This window comes from Legionellales bacterium (genome assembly GCA_026125385.1).
Taxonomy (GTDB): Bacteria; Pseudomonadota; Gammaproteobacteria; order JAHCLG01; family JAHCLG01; genus JAHCLG01.
Genome location: JAHCLG010000005.1, coordinates 26,667 through 47,078, shown reverse-complemented (window position 1 = coordinate 47,078; position 20,412 = coordinate 26,667). Strand labels below are relative to the sequence as shown.

Below are 20,412 nucleotides of genomic sequence, written 5' to 3'. Positions count from 1 at the left end.
TTGAATTTTAGCTACAATAAAATAATATACACGCCCTAATATAATTTTTTGCCAGCACGCGCCCAGGCTTTAATACCGCCACTCATCGAAAATACATTATTGTATCCCATTTTTTGTAAATTATCGGCTGCAAGCAAGGAACGATGACCACCACCACAATAAAGAATAATCATGTCTTGCTGATTGGGTACCGTTAAATGAATTTTTGCTTCAAGCCAACCTTTGCTTAAATGGATTGCGCCAGGAATTGAAGTGACATCAAATTCTTCTTTTTCGCGCACATCTAATAAATAAAATAAGGAGTCGTGTTGTAATAATTGTTCAACTTCATCAATCGAAATTTCTTTGACACGAGTCTGCGCATCTTCAAATAACGCTTGAAAATGCGGTGAAATTTGCAGTGGGGTGGTATCCATATAACGCTACTCCTCGGGTGTTTTAATCAGTATAAACTTTTCATGTAGCGAATGTCACCCCACAACATTTTAGAGGCATCCCGCGGTTTTATCCGCGGGAACAGGATGCTTTATTTCTTGTGATCGGCGTGACGAAAAATTAATACATCACATTCGGCATGATTAGCAATGGCTTGAGCGGTTGAGCCCAATAATCGCGTGATCCCATGACGGCCATGACGACCTAAGGCAATTAAATCTGCGCCAATTTGTTTGGCTTTATTGGGGACACAAAATTTGGGTGAGCCAATCATGACATATTGATCTTCACTATCGACGCTAAAATCGCGTCCTAAGCGGGCCAATTGATTTTCAGCATCTTGGGTGAGCTTAGCTTCGACATCAAAACTTGACGCATATTGATAAACCGTGGTCGGATAATATTCGATCACATGAATAAGACTCAATTTTGCGCCATGTTTTTTGGCAAATTCACTGACTTTTTGCAACGATAAATGGCTGTCATCGCTAAGATCTACCGCACAAAGAATATGATGATAATCGCTCATAATAGATTCCTTTTAAATAATGAAAAGTAAGTGTAGCAAATATAAAACCATACCACTTGACCTAGATCAATTATGGATGAGAATGGCCACAAGAAATAATTTGTAGTTGGCGCAAATCGTGTATTTTTATTTCCCGCTTTTTTACCGCTAAAATATTCTCATCGCTAAACCGTTTAAATAACCGGCTCACGGTTTCTGTGGCTAAGCCTAAATAACACGCAATATCTTGCCGCGACATGCTTAAATTAAATTGAGTGGCAGAATAACCGCGCCGAGCAACTCGTGCGGAAATGCTTAATAAAAATTTAGCAAAACGTTGTTCGGCTGTCGCATTTAAATTAACGTGATAATGATGATTCAATTGCTGGCTAAAAAGACTAAATAAAGATTTTTGCAAGGAAGGAATTTCTTGGGCTAAGTGTAATAAATCCTGATAGGTAATTTGACAAATGGCGGTTGTTTCAATGGCTATTGCAGAAAGATGATACTGTTCATCTTTAATTCCATCCAAGCCCACAATTTCTCCCGCCAGCGCAAACTGCAACCCAGTGAGTTCGCCTTCTTCATCCAGTTGATACAATTTAAGCGCACCTGAGCGCACAACGGCTATCGTATGAAAAGGATCGCCCTGACGAAAAATAGTATCCCCTTTATGAAAAATTTTTTCCCGTTGAATGAAGTGATCGAAACGCTGAATTTCTGCTTGGCTTAATCCCATCGGCATGCAAAGATTCGCTAAAGAACAATTATCGCAAGCAATTTGAAACGGTTTATCCGGCATGGGAGTCGCAAAGTATATAGAGTAAAGTGTGGTAAGGCTAATGCTTAGGTGAATTGCTGTCAACCTTCATCACCTAGGATTGAGGAGCGAAAACACTCGAAAACCTTGAACATTATACATCCAAATGTTGCACAGTCGTGCGCAAAGATCACAGGATATAACCCAATCACCTATCAAGCATTGTCCGCTTTATTTAACTATGATTGTCCAGCCTAAGATCTAGCGCACGCCTCTCCTGCCGATTACAATAACCATCATCCTTTTTTCTACAAGGCATAACGATGCGTTTTTCTTTTAAACAGGGTTTCGTTATTATTTTTTTACTGCTGCTGGGAGTAAGTCTTGGGCATCCCTTTTTATTCTCGCAATTGACGCTGCCATCGCCGCCTTCCGAATTAAATCAAGTACCACAACTTCGCTATCAAGTAATCAAAACGTTTCCTTTACAGCCACATTATTATATCGAAGGACTGATTTATTCCGACTCGAGTTTACTTCTCAGCAGTGGTTTATTGGGTCAGTCGTGTTTATCTCGTTATGATTTAGCCGAGCAGAAAATAGCGCAATCGATTCAATTACCCAATACTATTTTTGCTGAAGGTATCACAGAATTAAATCATAAAATTTATCAACTCACCTATCAAAGCAATATTGTCTACGTCTATGATGCTAAAACCCTGCAATTGCAAACGCAATTCACCCTGCCTTTTCAAGGCTGGGGTTTAACCAGTGATGGTCAATCTTTAATATTAAGCAATGGCACCAGCGCCTTAATTTATGTCAATCCTAAAACGCATGCGCTGGAAAAATATCGCTTAGTCACTCTTGCGAATAAGCCTGTGATTAATTTAAATGAATTAGACTATGTAAAAGGGTTAGTGTATGCGAATATTTTTCAGAGTGGTGTGATTGTGGCGATTGATCCTGAGAGTGGCGTGGTACAACAGTGGCTGGATATTACAGCTCTCTGGCGCGAAGAGCTCCATCGTTATCCAAAAGCAGAAGTCCCCAATGGTATTGCCTACGATCCGCACTCACAACATTTTTATATTTCAGGAAAGTTTTGGCCAGAACTGCTAGAGTTGCAAGTGGTGCGTGAGCGCTAGTGCCTGTTGAGTACCCGTATACTTAAACACAGTAGAATTGTCAACATGCTCTAATTACGGTAATATCCACCCACTTTAGCCCTAAAAATAGTCCAAAATCATGAGCGACAATAAACCTAAACATTTTATCGAACAACGCATTGAAGCCGATTTAACCGCCAACACCTATGGCGGTAAAGTCATCACCCGTTTTCCACCGGAACCTAATGGTTATTTGCATATTGGTCACGTGAAATCGATTTGTCTGAATTTTGGCATGGCTCAACAATATGGCGGCCAATGCCATTTGCGTTTTGACGATACTAACCCCACCAAAGAAGATATCGAATACATTAATGCGATTAAACGCGATATTGAATGGTTAGGATTTAAATGGGATGCCTTATTTCACGCCTCTGATTATTTTGAACAACTCTACGAATTTGCCATTTCTTTAATTAAAAAAGAATTAGCGTTTGTGTGCTCGTTAAGTTTCGAAGAAATTCGCGACTATCGTGGCACGTTGACGCAACCAGGACGTAATAGCCCTTATCGCAATCGTTCAATTGAGGAAAATTTAGATTTATTTACTCGCATGCGCCAGGGTGAATTTGCTGAAGGCGAACATGTATTACGCGCAAAAATTGATATGAGCTCACCCAATATTAATTTACGCGATCCGATTATTTATCGCATTTTAAAAGCTATACATCCTCACACCGGCGATCAATGGTGTATTTATCCTATGTATGATTACGCACACGCGTTATCCGATGCCATTGAACACATCACGCATTCGCTGTGTACCTTAGAATTTCAAGATCACCGTCCGTTATACGATTGGTGCGTGCAACAGTTAACTTCTGCGCCCTACCCACAGCAAATTGAATTTTCACGTTTGAATTTATCGCACACCGTTACCAGCAAACGTAAATTAAAAGCGTTAGTCGATCATAAATGGGTCGATGGTTGGGACGACCCTCGCATGCCAACCATTGCTGGTGCAAGACGCCGTGGATTTACTCCTCGTGCCTTTCATGAGTTATGTCGTTTAGTTGGCATTTCTAAAAGTGATTCTGTGATTGATGTCAGTGTCTTAGAAGAATGTGTGCGTAATGATTTAAATCAACACGCACCGCGCGCCATGGGCGTATTAAAACCACTGAAATTAATTATTGAAAATTGGCCGGCGGATAAAGTTGAATATGTCGATGCGCCCAACCATCCGCAAAATGACACGATGGGTTCGCGCAAAATAGCGTTCACTCGCGAATTGTATATTGAACAAGAAGATTTTTTAGAAACACCTCCTAATAATAAATACAAACGGTTAGCCTTAAATTATGAGGTGCGTTTGCGTTATGGCTATATCGTGAAATGTCATCGCATGGTAAAAGATGAGGCCGGAAACATTCGTGAAATTTATTGCACGTATGATCCCGAGACCTTAGGAAAAAATCCAGCGGATCGCAAAGTTAAAGGCGTTATTCATTGGGTTTCTGCAAGCGAACATCGCACCTGCGAAATCCGTTTATACGATCGTTTATTTAAAGTCACCGACCCCGCCAGTGAATTCGATCTAGAAACGCTACCCTCTATTTTGAACCCTAATTCACTAACAATAGTATCGACCTGTTACGTAGAAAAAAACTTATTCCACCCACAACCGATGCAACATTATCAATTTGAACGCTTGGGTTATTTTGTCATCGATGAGCAAAGTTCTCTTGATCATTTGGTTTTTAATCGGGTCATTGATTTACGTGATTCGTGGAATCTTTCGCATGGGGATTAGACGTTGAGTGGGGTTGCAAGATTTGGGAGCTTGTTTAAAAAAGTAATGAGTAATAAAATAGTTACATTGTGACCACTAAAAAATTTACGTGAAATTACTGGCACCATAGATCCATATAATGAAAAATCATACCATTCTAAAAGCGAGCCAATACCACACACAGCAATCAGTTTATTAATTTCTTGCATAAATTTTTAAGTGCCGTTTAAAAAATTATAGGATTAAGCCCACTCTTTATGATGCCATTCATCTGCTATACTCCATTCTTTTTCTGAAAATTGTTTATCATCCGTTGCGGATAATACCCAGGTAATAAATTTAGCGACTTTTTCAGGGGAATTCATTTTATTGTTTTCTTTCAATGCTTGAAATTTGGGCAATGCGGGAAATGTTTTGGCAGAGAACGTTCTTATTTTATCTTGGAAAGGGGTATCAACTACGCCTGGTCCCAGACTGCCTATTTTAATATTAAATTGTTCAAGCTCTAAAGATAAGCATTGATATAACATGTATAAACCAGCTTTAGTAATACAATATGGTGCGATACCATGAGCAGGTATACGAGCAAAACCCGAAGAAATATTGAGAATAGGGCCATTTGTTAAATAGGGTAAAAATGTTTGTGTTAAAAACAAAGGAGCTTCTAAATTAACCTCAACTTGGTAACGCCAATCTTTAAGTTGAATATCTTTGAGTTCAGAAGCCTCTATAACAGCAGCATTATGAATAAGATATTTTATTCTTGCGTCTTTGGGAATGACTTCTAAAATAGCGGCTCGCCCTAGCTCTGTTGCTATATCCGCTTGCACAATCTGAATTTTATTGTCAGCCAGTTTTTTGGTCTTGTTTAATGTCTCTAATGTACGCCCCACAATTAAAACCTGAAGGTTATTATCTTTAGCTAAATTAATTGCTAACGCTCGACCAACACCACTTCCGCCACCTGTAACTACTGCAAAAGATTTCATAACATTCACTCCTTAGAGTAACCAATTTTTAGCACTATAGGGGTTAATCTAGCAGGTTTATTTGATAGGGTAAATGATCCATTTCCAAAAACATACCTGAGTTGGATAAACACCAGAAAATTATAATAATACCTTTAAGCCTTTGCTATTAACAATATTAAGTAATTTTAAAGAAATGCCATTGGGTGTTTTTTCGCCTCTTTCCCATTTTTGAATAGTGGATGGCGATGTATTTAAGAGTTTAGCAAATACTGCTTGGCTGATTTTTTCACGCAGACGTAAGCGTTTAATTTGAGATGGAGAAAATTCTTTTACTGGCGGGAGACACAACGCATTAAATTCACGCAGTGTCGTTGCATTGATAATATTAGCATCGTAGAGACCATGAGCCATGGCTTCTGCGGTTGCGAGTAAACGTTGTTTAGTTTTCTGTTGCGTTGCCATTATTGCACCTCAATAAGTTCACCCTTTGTGATTAATCTTAATAATTCATCCTGACTTGCCGCTAAATAGTATTTTGCTAATAATTGATATAATTGAAGCTCTCTGGGTGAAAGTGTATCAACTTCATTTTTCGAAAATCCAAACATAAATAATGCACGATGATGAGATTCAAATGCCATAAGAATTCTAAATCCACCTCGTTTACCTCGCCCTTTGCCAGCGACACGCATTTTATACAATTTATTACCTAAGGATGCACCCAACAACCCTTGTTCTAACTCAGTCACTATTTCTTTCAAGCTTTGGTCGGTTAAATTATATTTTTTAGCCCATTTGGCAAAATGCTTATATTTGAATATTTTCATAAAACACCTTATAATAGTAGCACTTGGTGCTATGATTTTCAAGAACAAGACTCAAGTTTCTATTATAAAAGCATCATTACTAAAAAATACGACGTATTTTAGGTATTATTCCCCACCCATTTAGCATAATCATCAATATCGCCAGAGAATTCTTGCATTTTTTTATCGTGGACTAGCCATAATTCATTGACGGTATTGCGTAATAAATAACGATCGTGCGAAACCACAATTAAAGCTCCTTGAAAACTTTGCAAGGCTAAATTTAAGGCCTCACGCATGTCTAAATCGAGATGGTTAGTGGGTTCATCTAAAATTAATAAATTAGGTCGTTGCCAAACAATTAATGCTAACGCTAAGCGCGCTTTTTCTCCGCCTGAAAAATAGGTAATTTTTTCAAAGACGCGATCATTATTAAAGGCAAATCCGCCAAGAAAATCGCGGATACTTTGTGTGGAAGTTTTGGGTGCAGCATCTTGCAATAATTCTACGGGTGATAAGTTTAAATCTAAATGATCCACTTGATGTTGAGCAAAATACCCAATTTTTACTCCATTCATGGGATTCAGTTGGCCTTGCAAAGGCTCTATTTGATTCATTAAACACGCTAAAAAAGTCGATTTACCACAACCATTTTTTCCTAATAAACCAATTCGCGCATCGCCACTGAGTTTGAATTTAATTTTTTTAATTAAGGGCGCTTGTGGATCATAACCGACATCGACATTTTCCACCACGAACATGGGATTAACGATTTTTTCGGGGGGTAAAAATTCAAATTTAAAGGGTGAATCCAGATGAATAGGTGCGAGCAATTCCATGCGCTCCACCGCTTTTAAGCGGCTTTGTGCTTGACGTGCTTTAGAAGCTTTGGCGCGAAAGCGTTCGACAAAATGCATTAAATGTTTTAATTGTGCTTGTTGTTTTTCGTATTGAGCGTTATTTAAAATCATAGCTTGCAAGCGCATGTCTTCAAATTGCGTGTAATTTCCGGTATACGCTTTAATGGTTTTTTGTTCAAAATGCAAAATGTGATCGGTCACATGATCTAAAAATTCTCGGTCATGCGAAATAATTAATACCGTACCTGGAAATTGAATAATCCATTTTTCTAACCAGACAATTGCTTCTAAATCTAAGTGATTGGTGGGTTCATCGAGTAATAATAAATCGGCAGGCGTTAATAAACATTGCGCTAAATTCAAGCGCATCCGCCAACCACCGGAAAATTCGCTGACTTTTTTTTGAAAATCGTCATCAGTAAATCCAAGGCCATGAAGAATTTTTCCAGCACGCGCCTCAACGGTGTAACCATCAATATCGTTTAAATACGTATATAAATCCATTAACGCATCCATATCGCCACTGGCTTCGGCATCAGCAATCGCTTGCAAGGTTTTCGCAACGGCATGATCGCCTTGCATCACATAAGTTAGCGCTGAAATATCGAGAGCTGGAATTTCTTGCGCTAAATGAGCCACGCGTAATTGATTGGGGACATGAATATCCCCTTTGGCAGGCTCAAGCTCACCACGAAAACAGGCAAAAAAGCTCGATTTTCCGGTGCCATTTTTGCCAATGATCCCTACTTTACTTTTGGCGGTAATTAATACATCGGCTTTTTCAATTAAAACATTAGCGCCGCGTTGAATCGAAAAATTAGTGATTTTAATCATAATAAATAAACCTTTGCTCACGAGTCGATAAAAAAATGAAATTTTTGGATAGATCTATCCTAGCGTTTAAACACAACCCGCCTGATGGTGAGCTTAGGATCGTTTTGATGGGACAGCAGATAAGCATCACCGCTATGGGCGATGATAATCAATTGTGCTTGATTAAACTGTTGTTTGCCTATCATTTCTTTAGACTTAATTGTCGTTATTGAGTGGACGAAGTATGGAGTGAGTATAGCAAGGCTGGAATAAAATGCAATGTATATGATGATAGATTAACGTCCTTGTCACACTAGCATACCAGTACTTATCATCCAATGAAGCTGATGCCTTATGTTTAAAAGCTTAGCTTGCCGTTAACTTTTTTTATGCAGTATACTACCGTAATGTAATAAATTGAGTAACCGCTGATGCATGCAATAAATTACTCTCTAGAAAATGATGTTATTAACCCCTCTATAGAAATTGGTGCTTTTGAGGCACTATGGGCCAATGGTATTTCATCTTTCAAGCAATTCCGAGAAAAATTAAAAAATTCAAACTCAGAATTACCGAGTCATTTAGTTGATAAAGCTTTAGCGACTCAGTTCTATGAACGTACTATTCAAAAATTACAAAATAATGGCATCCTGCATTTTGGTGTAAGGATCGATGGTACAATGGATTATCCTCAAAAGCTATACGATGCAGACTATCCGTTAGTTTTATTTTATTATCAAGGCAATTGGGATTTAGCATTTACTCGTGGTGTTTCTGTGGTTGGTACACGCCATCCTTCATATGAAGGTATACAGCGCACTCGACGTTTAGTCAAATCTTTGGTTGAGGCGGGTTTTACTATTTATGCTGGATTAGCAGCAGGAATTGATACCGTAGCTCACAGCACAGCTATTGAAATGAAAGGAAAAACAATAGCCGTGATTGGCACACCTTTATGGTTACGTTACCCTAAAGAAAACGCCAAACTGCAAGAAGAAATCAGTCGCCATCATCTCTTAATTAGCCAAGTGCCTATTGTGTCTTATGAAAGCAAAAGCATTCCATTTACTCGTTTATTTTTTCCAGAAAGAAATAAAACAATGGCAGCACTATCAGAGGCTACTATTATTGTTGAGGCTGGTCAAACTTCGGGTACGCTTATCCAAGCTAAAGCTGCTTTAAAACAGGGCCGAAAAGTATTTATCCTTAACAATAATTTTGAAAACCCCGCGTTGTCTTGGCCTCAAAAGCTAGAAGCTGACGGTGCTATTCGAGTTTACGATGTTGATGATATCTTGCAAGGATTAGCGAGTGGGAACAATTAATAAACTTTTAAAGATCGATCAATATTTAATTGCACAGCATATTTATTTAGAAAAAACTGATCACTGTTATTTTCTAGGCGAATATGCAAGCAGACAAGGCTATAATCACAGCCCGATGAATCAACTTATTTTCAATTTTAAAAAACCAGTGACTCGCAAGAATCATTCTGATTGGAGTTATAAACAGCAGGCAATAAAACAAATTTCAACAATATTTGTATCACTTTCCGTTTGGTCTAAGCTCAGGCAATTTACCTGGATACCAATTCCACCTTCACATACTAAATCTCATCCTGACTATGACAATCGATTGTTACAACTATTGCATGAAATGCAACTTTCAGACTCATTTGATATGCGAGATATGCTCAGCATAAAGAATGATAGAGAAGCGGCTCATTTGACATTAAATAGACCTTCAATCGAAGAACATTTAGCTAATCTTACACTAGACCCATCTCAATTCAATCCTACCCCACAATCATTAATTATTTTTGATGATGTAATAGCCAGCGGCGCAGGATTCAAAGCCGCTCAAAATTTATTACAAAAACAATTTCCAAATACAAACATTGTAGGAATATTTATTGCGAGAAATATTCCTAGCTAGACTCATCATATGTTTTAGAGCTAAGAGCACTAGAGTGTGTTACCCATTTATAAAACATTTCACCTCTTTTCGTGCAGTTAATATACTCATATCGTGATACACCCCATTCAAACTCTTTACTGCGATCTATACTTAACCTAACCGCAGTGGCAGGAGAGCAACGATGAAAGTCGAGCAGCGTTATTTTAATTCGGATATTGATGTCACGATTAATCTTAGCGATTTGATTGAAAATAGTAATAAGCTATTGTACGTGACCTTGGTTTATAATTTTAAGCCGCAACAAAAGCGCTACCGGTTAAGCCAAGCGGTGGATGTGGTGTATAGTGAAAGGAATGTGCGACCTCACCCGGTGCAATCAATCGAAATCGATCCACAGGAATTTTTCGGCGATTTTGCGTCTCGCCAACATGATGCCTTAGGTATTGTTAAAAAAGTATTACCGGACATCAAATTGAAAAAGCATTTTTTTAATTGGCTACATTAGCGTGTATAGAAAATGGCTCACTAAGACAACGCCTGAAGCTGTTTTTTAGTTACCTCCTTGCGCATGCATTCATTACAGAAAAATCCAATAAAGTAAAATACCGCGGGTTTTGCCCCACGGTATTTTATTCCAGGACAATTAAGCTCATGGATAGAAACTTTAAAAAGTAATGTGTTCACCAATCCGTTGTGCAAGTTTCTCACTAATACCATGAACTTTCGCTAAATCTTCAAGCGATTTAAAATTGCCATTGGCTTTGCGATATTCCACAATCGCCAACGCTTTTTTAGGCCCTAATCCTTTTATTTTTTGGATTTGCTCGGCATCGCTGGTATTAATATTCACTTTTTCAAGGTCTGCAGATTTTTCCTTGTCCTTTTTTACCACCACTTTTTCTTGAGGTGCTTGCGGTGAATGATGCGAATTGGCAGCATTAGCAATGGTATGCGTGCTTAATCCCATGAGTGCTGCACTGAATAATAACGTTCTAAATAACGACATAATAGTTCTCCTTTGAGAGGTAAACCTGTCACGTGACAGTGCTTCACAGTATAAAAAAATGAGCTTAATAAAAAATCAGGAAAATTCTGTATATCTCAAGCTGAAAATGGAATATATCGAATAGGTTTAATTTCTGCAAAGCTGCAAATTAATTTCTTCAATGCGTTGATTGGGATCGGGAGCTTGCGTAATGGCGCGTCCTATGACTAAATAATCACTGCCAGCGTGTAAGGCTTGCAGTGGCGTCATTACGCGTTTTTGATCGTGATGTTGATCATCAAGACGAATTCCCGGCGTCACACATAAAAAGGGTTTGGGACAATGTTGATGAATTAAACTTGCTTCATAACCTGAACAAACCACACCATTTAATCCACAGTCATACGCTAATTGCGCTAAATTAAAAACTTGCTGCGCTAGATCTGCAGTAATTCCGATTGCTGCTAAACCCGCTTGATCAAAACTCGTTAATACAGTAACGCCAATTAATAATGGTTTGTGGTGAAAACGATCTAACGCTTCCACCGCTGCGATTAACATTTCTCGCCCGCCACTACTATGAACATTACACATCCACACGCCCAACTGTGCTGCCGCGCGAACACTACCGGCCACGGTATTAGGGATATCATGAAATTTTAAATCGAGAAAAATTTCAAACCCTTGTTGTTGCAACTTCTCAATTAACTTTGGGCCAGATTGAGTAAATAAAATCGAGCCAATTTTTAATCGACATGAGCTTGGATTAATTTTTTTTACAAAATCGAACGTTTCTCTAGCCGAATTAAAATCACAACTAATAATTAATTGAGAGTGCTTCATCGATGAATTAATCCCCTTCTAACCCGTGAATGGGTTTTACCGTATTCCAATTTTTACACGTAGGACATTGCCATTGTAATGTTTTACCGGCAAATCCACATTGCCGACAACGATAAATGGGTTTATTTTCCAAAAGTAAACGCGTGACATCGCGCAAAATGGTAAGGTTATCTCGCATTCGTCCATCGGCATTTTTTAACTGAATTTCAATTAAATGTTTTAAACCGCGCACGGATGGCCTGCGTTGTAATTGCTCTGCCAAAAATTCACTCGCTGCTTTTTCGCCTTGAGTTTTTAACAAGCGTTCCGTGAAAATTAATACCACGGAAATACGCGGATGTTCATCTAAGCATTGGCGCAAAAAATCGATCATCTCAGATTCATCTTGTAATTGTTCATAACAATGCACCAAGGGTAAAATAGCTTCCGATAAAAATTCAGAATCTTGATTTTTTACGCGCTTATAGCAACGAATGGCTGCTTTATATTTTCCTTGCGTGAGTTCCATATGCGCTTGTAGTAAACTCGCTCGCACATTATTGCGATCGACAGCAAGTGCGCGCTTTAAGGAACGTTGCGCCGAATCAGTGTTATTTTTGGCAAGTGCACGTTCAGCCATTTCACAATAATAATGTGCGATCACCGGCTGCATATCTTGGCTACCATTTTTTTCTAATTGTTGCGCAACACTAATGGCTTGTTCCCAATCTTTTTCTTGCTGATAAATATGCAGCAAATGCTGCAAACTAGGCGTAGTGTGTTCCCCCATATCTAATACTTCTAAAAATAAACGTTCCGCGCGATCAAACACTCCTGCCCGCAAATAATCTTGCCCCAGTTCTAACAGTGCCTGAATACGATGTTCTTTTTGTAAGTGCGGTCTAGCAATTAAATTTTGATGGATGCGGATCGCGCGCTCAACTTCGCCGCGCCGACGAAATAAATTTCCTAAAGCTAAATGCGTTTCGACCGTGTCACTATCAACTTCAATCATTTTAATAAAAATATCAACGGCTTTATCGGGCTCTTCGTTTAATAAATAATTCAATCCCACAAAATAATCACGATGTGAAATACCTTGTGGTTTATGACTGTTTTTATGGGTGGGTGTGCGCTTGGCAAAATACCAACCCGAAGCTGCAGCAACAGGTAGTAATAATAAGAATAAACTATTCATTCTTAATGTTTATCCTGGATGGGGATCGATCGCAAATTCGCCACTTCTTGTTCCGCCGTTTTAATGCGTTGGCGGAGACGAAAATTTTCTGTTTTTAAGCGCAATAAGGGAAAAAGGCTAATCATAATACCTAAAAATGCACCGCCTCCTAAGGCGAATGCCAGCAGCAGTGCTAGCGGTAATTCTTTATTACCAATGTAATAATGGACCATCACCGGAGAGGCATTTAAACATGCAAAGGTTACACCGAGGATGAGTAAAATAAATAAAATGCTGTATCGAATAATTCGCATGTTAATTTCCCTGTCCATGAATGGCTGGATTCTAACATATTCTTAAGAGGCTATTCAAAGTCTTGCCTGAAATTAAAAACCTTTGAACAAATTTATTGTTCGCACATGATATTAATAATGCGCGGATCAAGGCAGTTTTTCATAAAACTGACCATCGGTTGCATATGATTACTGGGATAAAAAGCTAGCATTAATTGGTTAAATTCTTGTTGCTTACTGGCGGGGAGATTAATCACGGGATAGCCTGCTTGCAGTAGCAAGCCATTCATCATAAATCGTCCCATTCGTTTATTAACATCATAAAAAAATTGCAAGCGTGCCATTTGCAAAAATAACGTAATTGCGCGATCGTAAATATCCGTTATCTGTGTCACTTCTACGATGAGATTATTCCAGCACTTATCGAGTTCATTGGGTGCGGGTGGTAGGTAATCCGTACCAGCAATGGTGACGTTGCCGGTGCGAAAACTTCCCCACGTTAAAGATTCATTGGCACCTGCAATGTTGTGAAGTTCACAGACGATGTGTTTAGATAATTCAAATTGATGGTGTTTAATGAGTTGAAACAAGTGTTTCCAGGCACTGGCTTGATTTAAGGTAACGCGTTCATCACTCAGCTTATGACCACCCACCGTAATCCCGTCTAATAAAGTTTGGACTTCAGGTAAGGTATAGTGAATACCTTCTAAATTCACAGCATCACAGACTAATTCGCTAAGTTGACGTTGCGCTAAGAATAGCGCTTTCGTTGGATTAGGAATGATATCGTGGATAGTATTCATTGAATGATTATAACCTGGATTTTCAGGATAAAAATAGTTAAGGGGCGCCGACGATTCTACTCTGCTGATCGTATCTCGTTGGTTTTTTGTGCTTCATTCTAGTGCTCAAAAATCAACAAGCCATGTGTCAGCATAGTGAATTGTCGACACGCCCTAATGGATTAACAAGATTATTTCTCTTGATTATCCATTTGCTCTTTCAATAAATCACCTAAGGTCGCACTCGGAGCGGAATCGGAACTGCGCGTATATTGTTTTAACGCCGCCGCTTCTTCTTGAGTGTCTTTGGCTTTAATCGAAAGAGTAATACTACGAGTTTTGCGATCGATGTTGGTGATTTTTGCTTCGACTTCATCTCCAACATTTAACACGCTACGCGCATCACTGACTTTTTCGCGACTGATTTCTGTGGCTTTTAGCGTGCCCACAACATTTTCAGCCAATTCGATGGTGGCGCCTTTGGCATCCACTTCAGTTACTTTTCCTTTTACAAAGCGGCCTTTAGGATTCGCTTCTGCAAAGGTGGTAAACGGATCATCGGCTAGTTGTTTAATGCCTAAAGAAATACGTTCACGTTCAGCATCAATTGCCAAAATGACCGTTTCCACTTCATCGCCTTTCTTGTAATGGCGCACGGCTTCTTCGCCAGTCACATCCCAAGAAATATCCGATAAATGAATCAAACCATCGATACCACCTTCAAGCCCAATGAAAATACCAAAATCGGTAATCGATTTAATTTTACCGCTGCATTTTTCACCTTTAGTGTGGTTATCAGCAAAGACTTTCCAAGGATTTTCTTTGCATTGCTTGATACCCAAGGAGATACGACGACGTTCTTCATCGATATCTAATACCATCACTTCTACGACATCGCCAAGTTGTACGACTTTGCTTGGATGAATATTTTTATTAGTCCAATCCATTTCAGAGACGTGAACTAATCCTTCCACACCCGTTTCAATTTCCACAAAGCAACCATAGTCGGTTAAGTTGGTGACTTTACCAGAGAGACGAGCGCCTTCTGGATAACGACGGATTAAATCCGACCAAGGATCATCACCTAATTGTTTCATGCCTAAAGAAACACGGTTTTTATCGCGATCAAATTTCAGAATTTTAACGCGAACTTCTTCACCCACATTAACTAATTCGCTGGGGTGTTTGATGCGCTTCCAGGACATATCGGTAATATGTAATAAGCCATCGATGCCGCCTAAGTCAACGAATGCACCATAATCGGTGAGATTTTTAATGATACCCACCACTTCTTGACCTTCGCTGAGTTTTTCTAACATCGCAAAACGTTCAGCACTATTTTCTTCTTCCACCACAGAGCGACGTGAAACGACAACATTATTGCGTTTTTTATCGATTTTGATGACTTTAAATTCGAGTTCTTTGCCTTCAAGATAAGAAGGATCGCGCACGGGGCGCACATCGACTAAAGAGCCTGGTAAGAAAGCACGAATACCGTTTAACTCAACCGTGAATCCGCCCTTCACTTTACCGCTGATAATACCTAATACGGTTTGTTTGCTTTCATGACATTTCGCTAATTCAGTCCACGCTTCGGCGCGTCTGGCACGTTCGCGAGATAAAATGGTTTCGCCATAGCCATCTTCAAAAGATTCAATGGCAACATCGACTTGATCACCAAGGATAACTTCAAGCTCGCCATTGTCTTTTTTAAATTGTTGGATGGGAATAATACTTTCTGATTTTAAACCAGCAGCAACGGTAACACTGTCATGATCGATATTAACCACTGTGGCTTTGACAATACTGCCAATTTTCATATCGACATTTTTAAAACTTTCTTCAAGCAGTTGCGCGAAATTTTCGCTCATATGAATAATCCTGAAATACACCGTGTTTGGCAACACGGATTGTTAATGTTAGACCTTCGCAACATAAATAATGGGAGATTTATGCGCGCCCTTGTTCATTTTGGGATGCTGTTAAGATTTTATCGGTTTCTGAAAGGACGATATTAAAGACTTCTTTAATATCAAGATCACTGGTATCGATAAGGATTGCATCTTCAGCAGGCCGAAGTGGGGCAACACTGCGATTTCGATCTCTTTCATCACGCTCTTTGATAGCAGCCAAAAGACTGCCGAGTTTAACACTTACTTTTTTAGCTTTCAACTGTTTATAACGACGCAGTGCGCGCACATCAGCAGAAGCATCGAGATAAAATTTAAGGGTGGCATCGGGAAAAATAACGGTACCCATATCACGACCATCGGTGACTAAACCAGGAAGTTGCCGAAAATGTCGTTGTCGAAGGGTGAGTGCTTCGCGTACTAAAGGCAATGCCGCGACTTTTGACGCCAGTACACTGATGTCTTGATGGCGCAACGCTAAAGAAACATCTTGTCCTGCTAAAAAAATTGTGTCGCCAGAGAAACGAATATCGAGGTGTTGGGCTAATGTTGCTAACGCCTGTTCATCGTCGAAAGCGATCGACTGTTGTTTAGCCGCCAAGCCCACGGCGCGATAGAGCACGCCACTGTCTAGCCTATGCCAACCTAAATGTTCTGCAAGCATTTGCCCGATGGTACCTTTGCCCGTGCCACTGGGGCCATCAATGGTAATTACTGGAATTGAAAAACCCATGGATGATTATCCTATTGTATTGGCAAATTCACGCATAAATTCTGCAAGGATTTGCACGGTTTCTAAAGGGACTGCATTATATAGACTAGCGCGAATTCCGCCAGAGACGGCATGACCTTTGAGAAAAAATAAATCACGGGCTTCCGCTTGTTGCAAAAATTGATGTTCTAATTCTGCATTGGCGAGACGAAACACCACATTGGATCGCGAGCGACACTGTTTTTGAATAGGATTGGTGTAGCAATCGTATTCATCGATGATTTGATAAAGTAAATCGGATTTTTGTTGATTTATTTTCGCGATAGCTTCAAGACCGCCCTGCTCTTTTAACCAATTTAAAACTAAACTGGTGACATACCATGAAAAAGTAGGCGGAGTAATGAGTAACGACGATTTTTCAGCTTCTAAGGCATAATCGAATACACTCGGCGTGTGCGGTAATTTTTGACGTTGTAATAAATCATTGCGAATAATAACTAAGGTTAATCCGGCAATGCCTGCATTTTTTTGTGCGCCCGCAAAAATAACACCAAAGCGTGACACCTCAATTGGGCGTGCTAAAATATTGGATGTCATATCACAGACTAAAGGGATGTCTCCGACGTCGGGAATATCGTAAAACTCCACTCCTTCAATCGTTTCATTGGCGGTGTAATAGCAGTAGGCGGCATTAGGATTTAATTGCCATGTGTCGCGTGCTGGAATATACGAATAATGATCCTGTTTACTGCTAGCGACAATATTAACATTGGCATAGCGTTTAGCTTCTGCAATCGCCGTTTGCGACCAAAAACCCGTTTCAATAAAATCGATACACGGGTAATTTGCGGATAAATTCATCGGTAACATGGCAAATTGCACGCGCGCACCACCGGGTAAAAATAATACTGAATAATCTTTGGGGATATGCATTAATTCGCGTAAATCCCGTTCAGATTGATCGACGATTTCACGAAACATCGGTGTACGATGCCCCATTTCCATCACTGAATAACCACGCCCTTGCCAATCCAACAATTCCGCCTGCATTTTTTCTAACACGCTCAACGGTAACGCCGCCGGACCTGCACTAAAATTATGAACTCGATGCATGGCATTTACTCCGTTTCATTGTCTTGGTGGTCTACTGCAGTTTCATCGGGATTATCCGGCATGTCTTCAACTAATTTTACTTCGACTAAGGTTTCGCTTTCTTGTAAATTGACCAAGCGCACGCCTTGCGTATTGCGACCCACTTGTGAAATTTCATCCACACGTGTGCGAACCATAGTACCGTGATCGGAGATTAATAAGACCTCCATGCCAGGAAATACTTGGATAGCACTCACGACTTCGCCATTACGTTCACTGGTTTGAATGGAAATAACCCCTTGTCCACCACGACCAGAAATACGATATTCATCAAGCACTGTGCGTTTACCATAACCGCGCTGGGTAGCTGTTAAAATAGAACCACCCTCTTTCGTTACAATTAAACTAATGACACGTTGCGAAGGCGATAATTTCATGCCACGCACACCATGAGCGGTGCGTCCCATGGCGCGCACCGTATCTTCGTTAAAACGCACGGCTTTACCGGCATTACTGAATAACATAATTTCCGATTGGCCATCGGTAAAATCAACACCCACTAATTCTTCGCCTTCGTGTAAATCGATGGCAATTAATCCACTCGGACGCGGACGGGAAAATTCACTTAACGCCACTTTTTTGATGGTGCCTTGTGAGGTAGCCATGACCACAAATTTTCCTTCCTCTGCATGATTTAAAGCCAGCATGGCGCTGATGCGTTCATTCGCTTGCAAGGGAATTAAATTGACTATCGGTTTACCGCGGGCGTTGCGATCGGCTTGGGGAATTTGATACACTTTGAGCCAATATAATTTACCCAAACTTGAAAAACATAAAATCGTATCGTGCGTACTGGCAATTAGCATGTTTTGCACGAAATCTTCATCTTTGACTTTGGCCGCAATTTTTCCTTTGCCTCCGCGTTTTTGCGCTGAATAGACATCGAGGGGCGTGATTTTAGCGTAGCCTAAATGCGACAGCGTGACAACCATTTGCTCATCGTTAATTAAATCTTCAGTCGTTAAATCTTGATGACCACCCATGATTTCAGTGCGACGTTCATCGGCGAATTCATTTTTAATATCGAGTAATTCTTGTTTAATCACCGCCATTAATTTATCGGGATTGGCTAAGATGGTTAATAATTCCATGATGGTATCTAAAATCGTTTTATATTCTTCAATAATTTTATCTTGTTCGAGTCCAGTTAAGCGATGTAAGCGTAAATCTAAAATCGCTTGTGCTTGATCGGGTGATAAGTGGTAAAGATTATTGTGTAAACCATAGTGAGGATCGAGGTGTTCGAGGCGACAGGCATCGCTTGAAGCGCGTGCTAACATTTCGGCAACCATTCCCGCCGCCCAAGCTTGATTAATTAATTTTGCTTTCGCTTCTTGCGGATTGGCCGATTGTTTTATGAGCTGGATAATTTCATCGATATTGACTAAGGCAATGCCTAAGCCTTCTAGAATGTGAGCGCGCTCACGGGCTTTGCGTAAATCAAAAATAGTCCGACGCGTGACGACTTCGCGACGGTGTGAAATAAAAGCCTCAAGAATGTGTTTGAGGTTCATGGTTTTGGGTTGTCCATTATCCAACGCGACCATGTTAATTCCAAAGACATTTTGTAATTGAGTTTGTGAATAAAGATTATTTAATATGACTTCGGCATTTTCACCTCGACGAATTTCAATCACGATACGCATGCCTTCGCGATCGGATTCATCGCGCAAGCCTGAAATACCTTCAATGCGTTTTTCTTTGACGAGTTCGGCAATTTTTTCGATCAAACGGGCTTTATTCACTTGATAAGGTAATTCAGTGACAATGATCGCTTGACGATGATTATCGTGCGTTTCTATTTCCGCACGCGCACGCACATAAATACGCCCACGTCCGGTGCGATAGGCTTCGACAATTCCTGCACGACCATTAATGATGCCTGCGGTGGGAAAATCGGGGCCTGGGATGTATTCTAATAATGCTTGGATATCTAAATCGGGTTTTTCGATTAAAGCGACGCACGCATTAATGACTTCACCTAAATTATGTGGCGGCACGTTGGTAGCCATGCCGACGGCAATACCGGATGAACCATTGACGAGTAAATTAGGAATACGCGTGGGAAAAACAATCGGTGCAAATTCACTACCGTCGTAATTGGGCTGAAAGTCGACCGTTTCTTTTTCGAGATCGGACAATAAACTGTGAGCTAACCGTGACATGCGCACTTCAGTGTAACGCATCGCGGCCGGAGAATCGCCATCGACCGAACCAAAGTTACCTTGCCCATCAACTAATAAATAACGCATGGTAAAGGGTTGCGCCATGCGCACAATGGTATCGTAAACCGCGGTATCGCTGTGAGGATGATATTTACCAATCACTTCACCGACGACGCGCGCCGATTTTTTATGCGGTTTATTCCAATCGTTATTGAGTTCACTCATCGCAAACAATACGCGACGGTGCACCGGTTTTAAGCCATCACGCACATCGGGTAAGGCACGACCAATAATAACACTCATCGCATAATCTAAATAAGATTGTTTTAATTCCTGTTCGATATTAATTTGCTTGATATCAATCGCCATAAATGTCCTTAATCACCGTCACTAAAATCGCGCAATTTTAGCATAACTGCAAAGGAAAGACCGCAACTTTTCGT

General features: G+C 40.0%; 21 protein-coding genes. 5 read left to right on the top strand and 16 right to left on the bottom strand.

Annotated elements, in window-relative coordinates; translation table 11 throughout:
* Positions 1–35: 35 nt before the first annotated feature.
* The 3 genes from KIT27_03175 to KIT27_03165 form a co-directional block, all read right to left on the bottom strand.
* Positions 36–416, bottom strand: a complete 381-nt coding sequence (locus KIT27_03175) for a sulfurtransferase (protein ID MCW5588646.1) — start codon at positions 414–416, stop codon at positions 36–38.
* Between the two features lie 110 nt (positions 417–526).
* Positions 527–964, bottom strand: coding sequence for a universal stress protein (locus KIT27_03170; GenBank protein ID MCW5588645.1), 438 nt, complete (start codon positions 962–964; stop codon positions 527–529).
* Between the two features lie 70 nt (positions 965–1,034).
* On the bottom strand, positions 1,035–1,808 hold the full coding sequence (locus tag KIT27_03165) for a helix-turn-helix domain-containing protein (protein MCW5588644.1): 774 nt from the start codon (positions 1,806–1,808) through the stop codon (positions 1,035–1,037).
* A 218-nt stretch (positions 1,809–2,026) separates the two neighbouring features.
* Here KIT27_03165 and KIT27_03160 point away from each other — a divergent pair, with 218 nt between their 5' ends.
* Both KIT27_03160 and KIT27_03155 read left to right on the top strand, forming a co-directional pair.
* Entirely contained in the window at positions 2,027–2,851 is an 825-nt protein-coding gene (locus KIT27_03160; protein ID MCW5588643.1) for a glutaminyl-peptide cyclotransferase, read from the top strand.
* 100 nt (positions 2,852–2,951) lie between these two features.
* Complete coding sequence (locus tag KIT27_03155) at positions 2,952–4,625, top strand: glutamine--tRNA ligase/YqeY domain fusion protein (protein ID MCW5588642.1); 1,674 nt, start codon at positions 2,952–2,954, stop codon at positions 4,623–4,625.
* Positions 4,626–4,846: 221 nt separating this feature from the next.
* Here KIT27_03155 and KIT27_03150 read toward each other — a convergent pair whose 3' ends face one another.
* The 4 genes from KIT27_03150 to KIT27_03135 all read right to left on the bottom strand — a co-directional run bounded on the left by KIT27_03150 (position 4,847) and on the right by KIT27_03135 (position 8,075).
* Positions 4,847–5,593, bottom strand: a complete 747-nt coding sequence (locus KIT27_03150) for an SDR family NAD(P)-dependent oxidoreductase (GenBank protein ID MCW5588641.1) — start codon at positions 5,591–5,593, stop codon at positions 4,847–4,849.
* Between the two features lie 120 nt (positions 5,594–5,713).
* Positions 5,714–6,037: a helix-turn-helix domain-containing protein gene (locus KIT27_03145; protein ID MCW5588640.1), complete on the bottom strand. Its 324-nt coding sequence runs from the start codon at positions 6,035–6,037 to the stop codon at positions 5,714–5,716.
* On the bottom strand, positions 6,037–6,402 hold the full coding sequence (locus KIT27_03140) for a type II toxin-antitoxin system RelE/ParE family toxin (GenBank protein MCW5588639.1): 366 nt from the start codon (positions 6,400–6,402) through the stop codon (positions 6,037–6,039). Before KIT27_03140 ends, KIT27_03145 begins: the two co-directional genes overlap by 1 nt.
* 98 nt (positions 6,403–6,500) lie before the next feature.
* On the bottom strand, positions 6,501–8,075 hold the full coding sequence (locus KIT27_03135; protein ID MCW5588638.1) for an ATP-binding cassette domain-containing protein: 1,575 nt from the start codon (positions 8,073–8,075) through the stop codon (positions 6,501–6,503).
* Between the two features lie 410 nt (positions 8,076–8,485).
* Here KIT27_03135 and KIT27_03130 point away from each other — a divergent pair, with 410 nt between their 5' ends.
* The 3 genes from KIT27_03130 (at position 8,486) to KIT27_03120 (ending at position 10,476) form a co-directional block, all read left to right on the top strand.
* Positions 8,486–9,379 carry a DNA-processing protein DprA gene (locus KIT27_03130; protein MCW5588637.1) on the top strand — a complete coding sequence of 298 codons (894 nt, stop codon included), beginning with the start codon at positions 8,486–8,488 and terminating at the stop codon, positions 9,377–9,379.
* Positions 9,366–9,989, top strand: coding sequence for a hypothetical protein (locus KIT27_03125; GenBank protein ID MCW5588636.1), 624 nt, complete (start codon positions 9,366–9,368; stop codon positions 9,987–9,989). The genes KIT27_03130 and KIT27_03125 overlap by 14 nt, the downstream gene beginning before the upstream one ends.
* A gap of 163 nt (positions 9,990–10,152) precedes the next feature.
* A complete protein-coding gene (locus KIT27_03120) occupies positions 10,153–10,476 on the top strand; it encodes a hypothetical protein (GenBank protein MCW5588635.1) in 324 nt (107 codons plus the stop codon).
* Between the two features lie 159 nt (positions 10,477–10,635).
* Here KIT27_03120 and KIT27_03115 read toward each other — a convergent pair whose 3' ends face one another.
* The 9 genes from KIT27_03115 to gyrA all read right to left on the bottom strand — a co-directional run bounded on the left by KIT27_03115 (position 10,636) and on the right by gyrA (position 20,338).
* The gene (locus tag KIT27_03115; GenBank protein MCW5588634.1) at positions 10,636–10,977 is read right to left on the bottom strand and encodes a helix-hairpin-helix domain-containing protein; all 342 of its coding nucleotides are present in this window, start codon (positions 10,975–10,977) and stop codon (positions 10,636–10,638) included.
* A 126-nt stretch (positions 10,978–11,103) separates the two neighbouring features.
* Positions 11,104–11,799 carry an orotidine-5'-phosphate decarboxylase gene (gene pyrF, locus KIT27_03110; protein MCW5588633.1) on the bottom strand — a complete coding sequence of 232 codons (696 nt, stop codon included), beginning with the start codon at positions 11,797–11,799 and terminating at the stop codon, positions 11,104–11,106.
* Positions 11,800–11,806: 7 nt separating this feature from the next.
* On the bottom strand, positions 11,807–12,976 hold the full coding sequence (gene lapB / locus KIT27_03105; protein MCW5588632.1) for a lipopolysaccharide assembly protein LapB: 1,170 nt from the start codon (positions 12,974–12,976) through the stop codon (positions 11,807–11,809).
* A gap of 2 nt (positions 12,977–12,978) precedes the next feature.
* Positions 12,979–13,269 carry a DUF1049 domain-containing protein gene (locus KIT27_03100; protein MCW5588631.1) on the bottom strand — a complete coding sequence of 97 codons (291 nt, stop codon included), beginning with the start codon at positions 13,267–13,269 and terminating at the stop codon, positions 12,979–12,981.
* Positions 13,270–13,361: 92 nt separating this feature from the next.
* Positions 13,362–14,051 (bottom strand): Fic family protein, encoded by a 690-nt coding sequence (locus tag KIT27_03095; GenBank protein MCW5588630.1) that lies wholly within the window; start codon positions 14,049–14,051, stop codon positions 13,362–13,364.
* A gap of 170 nt (positions 14,052–14,221) precedes the next feature.
* On the bottom strand, positions 14,222–15,901 hold the full coding sequence (rpsA, locus tag KIT27_03090) for a 30S ribosomal protein S1 (protein ID MCW5588629.1): 1,680 nt from the start codon (positions 15,899–15,901) through the stop codon (positions 14,222–14,224).
* Between the two features lie 79 nt (positions 15,902–15,980).
* Positions 15,981–16,673 (bottom strand): (d)CMP kinase, encoded by a 693-nt coding sequence (gene cmk / locus KIT27_03085; protein MCW5588628.1) that lies wholly within the window; start codon positions 16,671–16,673, stop codon positions 15,981–15,983.
* A gap of 6 nt (positions 16,674–16,679) precedes the next feature.
* Positions 16,680–17,765 (bottom strand): 3-phosphoserine/phosphohydroxythreonine transaminase, encoded by a 1,086-nt coding sequence (gene serC, locus KIT27_03080; GenBank protein ID MCW5588627.1) that lies wholly within the window; start codon positions 17,763–17,765, stop codon positions 16,680–16,682.
* Between the two features lie 5 nt (positions 17,766–17,770).
* A complete protein-coding gene (gyrA, locus tag KIT27_03075; GenBank protein MCW5588626.1) occupies positions 17,771–20,338 on the bottom strand; it encodes a DNA gyrase subunit A in 2,568 nt (855 codons plus the stop codon).
* Positions 20,339–20,412 lie beyond the last annotated feature (74 nt).

Coding starts and splice junctions, on each gene's coding strand:
- KIT27_03175 (MCW5588646.1), bottom strand. CDS start 416: ATGGATACCACCCCACTGCAAATTTCACCGCATTTTCAAGCGTTATTT.
- KIT27_03170 (MCW5588645.1), bottom strand. CDS start 964: ATGAGCGATTATCATCATATTCTTTGTGCGGTAGATCTTAGCGATGAC.
- KIT27_03160 (MCW5588643.1), top strand. CDS start 2,027: ATGCGTTTTTCTTTTAAACAGGGTTTCGTTATTATTTTTTTACTGCTG.
- KIT27_03155 (MCW5588642.1), top strand. CDS start 2,952: ATGAGCGACAATAAACCTAAACATTTTATCGAACAACGCATTGAAGCC.
- KIT27_03150 (MCW5588641.1), bottom strand. CDS start 5,593: ATGAAATCTTTTGCAGTAGTTACAGGTGGCGGAAGTGGTGTTGGTCGA.
- KIT27_03145 (MCW5588640.1), bottom strand. CDS start 6,037: ATGGCAACGCAACAGAAAACTAAACAACGTTTACTCGCAACCGCAGAA.
- KIT27_03140 (MCW5588639.1), bottom strand. CDS start 6,402: ATGAAAATATTCAAATATAAGCATTTTGCCAAATGGGCTAAAAAATAT.
- KIT27_03135 (MCW5588638.1), bottom strand. CDS start 8,075: ATGATTAAAATCACTAATTTTTCGATTCAACGCGGCGCTAATGTTTTA.
- KIT27_03130 (MCW5588637.1), top strand. CDS start 8,486: ATGCATGCAATAAATTACTCTCTAGAAAATGATGTTATTAACCCCTCT.
- KIT27_03120 (MCW5588635.1), top strand. CDS start 10,153: ATGAAAGTCGAGCAGCGTTATTTTAATTCGGATATTGATGTCACGATT.
- KIT27_03115 (MCW5588634.1), bottom strand. CDS start 10,977: ATGTCGTTATTTAGAACGTTATTATTCAGTGCAGCACTCATGGGATTA.
- pyrF (MCW5588633.1), bottom strand. CDS start 11,799: ATGAAGCACTCTCAATTAATTATTAGTTGTGATTTTAATTCGGCTAGA.
- lapB (MCW5588632.1), bottom strand. CDS start 12,976: ATGAATAGTTTATTCTTATTATTACTACCTGTTGCTGCAGCTTCGGGT.
- KIT27_03100 (MCW5588631.1), bottom strand. CDS start 13,269: ATGCGAATTATTCGATACAGCATTTTATTTATTTTACTCATCCTCGGT.
- KIT27_03095 (MCW5588630.1), bottom strand. CDS start 14,051: ATGAATACTATCCACGATATCATTCCTAATCCAACGAAAGCGCTATTC.
- rpsA (MCW5588629.1), bottom strand. CDS start 15,901: ATGAGCGAAAATTTCGCGCAACTGCTTGAAGAAAGTTTTAAAAATGTC.
- cmk (MCW5588628.1), bottom strand. CDS start 16,673: ATGGGTTTTTCAATTCCAGTAATTACCATTGATGGCCCCAGTGGCACG.
- serC (MCW5588627.1), bottom strand. CDS start 17,765: ATGCATCGAGTTCATAATTTTAGTGCAGGTCCGGCGGCGTTACCGTTG.
- gyrA (MCW5588626.1), bottom strand. CDS start 20,338: ATGGCGATTGATATCAAGCAAATTAATATCGAACAGGAATTAAAACAA.